Raw genomic sequence first — 4,541 nt, 5'->3', positions numbered from 1 at the left:
AATGGAAGGACGGCGTCATTCGAAGAAAGGTCCGTTTTTGGAACTTCGAACCCACTGGCGCGCTGAACTTGCCGAAGCGGTTTCTTCCGTCATTGCCGGTGGGAACAATCGCTCCGTCAGCCACGTGTCCCAGCCTCAGGATGGTCCGGAGTGGGTCGAGGCTGTGTCAAAACGCGAACGAGCCGCGCCATGGAGCAATTTAATTTCGTGCAAACCCCAATATGCCGCGGAATCCCCGGTGCATGAGCGTGAACTTGTAAAAATCGTTCACCGAGGCTGAGCCTCTTTGAGTTTTAACACACCCTCGGTCAAAGTAGGAATCCCCCTACCCTTCAGGAACAGCTGCTTCGCCGTCGTAGCCGGACATCCGCACTTCTTCCGTAGTGTGTCGGAAGATGGCAGCCTGGACTACAGGCTCGCCGAATTTCGCCGAAGGGAAATTTTGACAAGAAGTCCGCGGCTGGTGCTGGGCCAATCCTACTCAGGTTGGTCCTCTTGCTACCAACCTTCATCACGTCCAGGATCTCGGCCGATGGCCAACCCGTTGCACCCAGGCCCGACGAAGACGCTTTTGATCGTGTATCATTCCATGACCGGAGGCACCCGTCAGATGGCTGAGGCGGCTGCCCATGGCGCGGCGGCAGAGCCGGCCATCCGCGTCCGCCTGCTTCCAGCGCCGGCAGCTCAAGCCACCGATCTCCTCGATGCGGACGGCTATCTCTTTGGCACGCCCGAGAACCTGGCCGCCATGGCCGGCCTGATGAAGGACTTCTTCGACCGCACCTACTATCCAGCTCTTGATCAGATCAACGGGCGCCCCTACGCGACGCTGATCTGTGCGGGCAGTGACGGTCACAACGCGGCGCGTCAGGTGGAGCGGATCGCGACGGGATGGCGGCTCAAAGCCGTGGCGGATCCGCTGATCGTCTGCACCCATGCTCAGACCCTGGAGACCATCTTGGCCCCGAAGGTCATTGGAAAGGACTAGGACCTAAGGACTTGCTCGAATGACGTCAACATCTGAAACAAATGTTGTCTCCAATCTTGTCGCTGGCCTGTTTGTGAGACTGAAATGTCTTCGAAATTCTCCTGCACCATCGCTAATCCTTGGTTCGCTATTGAGCCTCTCAATGACGTGTTACATAGCTGAGGCATGTGAGAGAGCCTGCATCTCATGCTCGCTTGGAGAGTACCGGTTCGATATCTGCCCAATGACACCCACAAGCTGGTGCGGATGGTACGGCGTCCGGAGGCAGGGAGCACCCCTGACCTTCTCTCGCTCAGGAAGCCTGTTGGGCATGGCGCAGGTGTAAACGACCTTGAGATCCGGATCATCCCCGCGGGCGGCCCCCACGAAGGCCAGTCCATCAGAAGCGTTCTCCACCCCGACATGGACGACGAGGACGCTGATGCGCGGGTTTGTGCCAAGGAGATCGAGCGCCTCCTCAACGCTGGCTGCCACCAGGACATCGTAGCCATAACCGAGAAGGCCATTGCTGGTCAGGATGCCGGTCAGGCGATCACTCGGAACCAGAAGAACAAGCGGCCGTCGAGCCATTACCGAGCCTCCCAAAAGGCAATGATCCTCCCACATGGTTAACGAGTGCTTACATCCAGGAGCCTACTCGGTTGTTTGTGTGACGATCAGAGGAGGTCGTGAGAGCATCGCAGGTACGGTCAACGTTGCAGGTTATGGAGGCTAAAGTGGAAGAGACCTTTTCAAAGGGCAGCTTGGCAGGTTCAGGGCATGCTGATGCTCTGGGGATCTAGGTTCTTGCTTTTATCGTTGCCGATGTCGACCGCATCATCCAGTTCCTGAACGTCACCGGTTTGCAGCCTGAGACAATCCGGCGATCGGCCAAGTCGTCGCTCTTCCTACAGGGCGTCCTTGACTATGTGTCGAAAGACGATGAGATGCTCAAGGCTATTCACCAGGAGCTGAACATCGCTCCATCCAGCATCCTGGGAGCGCTTGGGCACCGGACGCCTCCATCTGAGCTAAAACCGCTCGCCACGAAGACCGAGGCGGTTCCTCCCCTGCCGCGCCGCAATCTGTTCAAGTAAGCCAAGCCGCCACCGAAGAACTCTCAACTGTCATAGGTGAGGCATAGCAAGGCAGCCTCTGATCCGAGGGGCTGCGGGTGACGCAGCGTTCTAAAGCGGTGATCTCATCAGCAAGTCGCGTCAGCTTAGACAAAGAAAAAGCCTCTCACGGTGGGGTGTGAGAGGCTTCAACAGTCTCGAAGTCCGTGGGGGCACAAGGAGCTTCGTGGCGGTTTAACCCCGCTCAAAGGTCCTGGTTCCTGCGGCAGAACAGCAGGAGGGAACCCCTCACGCTCTTCGATGGCGCAAGGGGCTCAACCAAGCGGAGACCTGAGCCCCCACCAGTCTCCGGGTGATCAACCCGGATGCAAGGCTGGCGTTCCTGATGCCGAGGTTCGAATGCTGCCACTGCCCGCGCGGCAGGTAAGGACCGAGACCATAGCCTAGCATGGCTTGGGAGCAGCAGACCGAGTGCAAGGTTGGAACGGTCAGGGAGCGGAACCATCATCCTCACTGATAATCTGCAGGGCAGGTCCACCCTTGGAAGCGGGTCGGCCGAGCGTGCTCCTGACCAGACGCACTAACCTGGTGTTTACTGGGGCCATCCAGAGTGTCAGGCAGCCAAGACGGCGCACCCGTTGAATTCATGAGCTCTGTTTGTATCCATGCGTAAGCACTTCACGCCGAACGACTATTTACCCTCTTCGATCCGGACAGATGAGAGCTCTCAGAAGAAGCCACATGAAGGAGATACCTCGTTCTTTCAAGATGCTGACAACAGCCCCAGCACCAAGTGGGAGGAGCCGTGGCTGGCTATAGGCCAGACCGAGCCAGGCTGGTGGAGGGCCTTTGCCATTGATCATGGTGTGCGGTCCACCCGTACGCCGGACAAGCTCATCCGGAAGCCGCAGGAGACAAACGTCTTTGACCTGCCCACCGGTGAGCCGATGGAGGCGGGGCGGCTGGCTGAGGTGGCGATGAACAAGCCCAAGGAGGAAATCCACAAGCGGATCGAAAAGCTACGTGCCGCTCTTGAGGTTCCTCCCCTTGGCGCCTTCGCTCCCAGAGCAGCCAATCCGCCTCCCATCGCGGCGACCCGGCCACAGGCCGCCATTCGGGAGGTTGCTGCTATCGAGGCAGTGATGCCCGGGAAAGTCGATGCGAGCATCGCAGAGGCCGCTCAGATCGCCCCAGAGGTGGTTGGAGCGGATTCCCTGCCCCAGGCTGAACCCCGAGTGATCTCCCACCTTCTGCCACAGATGACGATGTTCATGCCTTCCGCCTTCCAGGCCACACTGTACCGGATCGACGTCTCCCTGAAGCGTCCCCTGCTTTCGTTGCCGGACGGGGATCAGAGGCATTCATTGGAGCCGAATGCGGCTGCGGAACCCCAAGATATCAGGCACGCGCATGTCCTGGGGACAGAACGGCATGCAGCTGTTGCAGTCATTGCGAAAGGAGCGCCGGTACAGGAAATTGAGAAAAGCATTGAGGCAGTGGAGGTGAACGAGTTCCCCGCCGTAGCCGAACTGATGGCTGCTCCTGAGGCGGCTCAAGTGCGCGTCGAGGAGGATCTCGATCTCGGCTACCTTGCCCTCTACGGCGAGCTTGTCGCCCCTTTCGTGGGCTTGCGCAAAGTCGAAATACAGGAGGCTCCGGGATCTATTGCTCCTGCACCAGCCATTGAAGTAGGCGCCGCGGAAGCAAGTGATTATGTGGCGGATCTGGCTCGGACCGAAGCAACGGAAGAGGTCCTGAACTGCGTCGAGGGAGTCCAGGATTTGGCCCTGGAGCATGTCGAAGCGGCGGTTGAACACCCAGACGTCGAGCACGTAGAGGGTATTGAGAGCCAAGGCGTCACCGATCTTGAGTCGGACGGCTTCTGCGTCGCAGAAGCCGCATCGGAGTCGGAGATCATTGTGGTCGAGTATACTGAGGTTGCATCTCTCGAACCGAACGCGCTTTCGTCTTCAGCTAGCGACGAGAGCTCCCTCCCTTCTGCGCCCCTAGTGCTCGAACGTCCGAGAGCCCGCGCTTACGAACTGCCTGATGTTGAGATGCTCGGACAGCCCCCAGAAAATGATGGACCCATCCTCACCGAGGACATCCTCGAGGAGAGGGCCGGCAGGGTCGAGAAGGTCATTCGCGACTTCGGCGTGAAGGGCGAGGTCATTCATGTTCATCCGGGCCCGGTGGTCACGCTCTATGAGCTGGAGCCGGCGCCAGGGGTCAAATCCTCTCGCGTGATTGCGCTCTCGGAGGACATTGCCCGCTCCATGAGCGCGGTCTCCGCCCGCGTGGCCGTGATCCCGGGGCGCAATGCCATCGGCATCGAGCTGCCGAACGACACCCGCGAAACCGTTTACTTGCGCGAAATGCTCGAGGCTGCCGACTTCAAGGCCTCGACCCAGAAGCTCCCGATCTGCCTCGGCAAGACCATCGGCGGCGAGCCGGTGATTGCGGATCTTGCCCGCATGCCGCACCTCCTGGTGGCCGGC

At 59.5% G+C, this 4,541-nt stretch carries 5 protein-coding genes; 4 read left to right on the top strand and 1 reads right to left on the bottom strand.

Translation table 11 applies throughout. From position 1 onward, the window contains the following. Positions 1-280, top strand: a 280-nt coding sequence (locus JKG68_RS33080) for a hypothetical protein (RefSeq protein ID WP_210346510.1), incomplete at its 5' end; no start/stop codon positions are given. Between the two features lie 252 nt (positions 281-532). Further along, positions 533-988 carry a flavodoxin family protein gene (locus tag JKG68_RS31135; protein WP_202066182.1) on the top strand — a complete coding sequence of 152 codons (456 nt, stop codon included), beginning with the start codon at positions 533-535 and terminating at the stop codon, positions 986-988. A gap of 150 nt (positions 989-1,138) precedes the next feature. Here the strand turns inward: JKG68_RS31135 and JKG68_RS31130 are convergent, their stop codons facing one another. Continuing rightward, positions 1,139-1,558, bottom strand: a complete 420-nt coding sequence (locus tag JKG68_RS31130; protein ID WP_202066180.1) for a response regulator — start codon at positions 1,556-1,558, stop codon at positions 1,139-1,141. Positions 1,559-1,782: 224 nt separating this feature from the next. On the opposite strand from JKG68_RS31130, the gene JKG68_RS34410 reads away from it, so the two are divergent. Continuing rightward, positions 1,783-2,064: a DUF3572 family protein gene (locus JKG68_RS34410; RefSeq protein ID WP_202066184.1), complete on the top strand. Its 282-nt coding sequence runs from the start codon at positions 1,783-1,785 to the stop codon at positions 2,062-2,064. Positions 2,065-2,909: 845 nt separating this feature from the next. Continuing rightward, positions 2,910-4,541: DNA translocase FtsK (locus JKG68_RS34640; protein WP_312891064.1), on the top strand; the 1,632-nt coding region annotated here is incomplete at its 3' end.

The sequence above is a fragment of the Microvirga aerilata genome (assembly GCF_016743775.1).
GTDB lineage: Bacteria > Pseudomonadota > Alphaproteobacteria > Rhizobiales > Beijerinckiaceae > Microvirga > Microvirga aerilata.
This window is presented reverse-complemented; position numbering and strand designations above follow the sequence as displayed.

Excerpts from the sequence above, each read along its gene's own strand:
- JKG68_RS31135 (WP_202066182.1), top strand. The coding sequence starts at position 533 with ATGGCCAACCCGTTGCACCCAGGCCCGACGAAGACGCTTTTGATCGTG.
- JKG68_RS31130 (WP_202066180.1), bottom strand. The coding sequence starts at position 1,558 with ATGGCTCGACGGCCGCTTGTTCTTCTGGTTCCGAGTGATCGCCTGACC.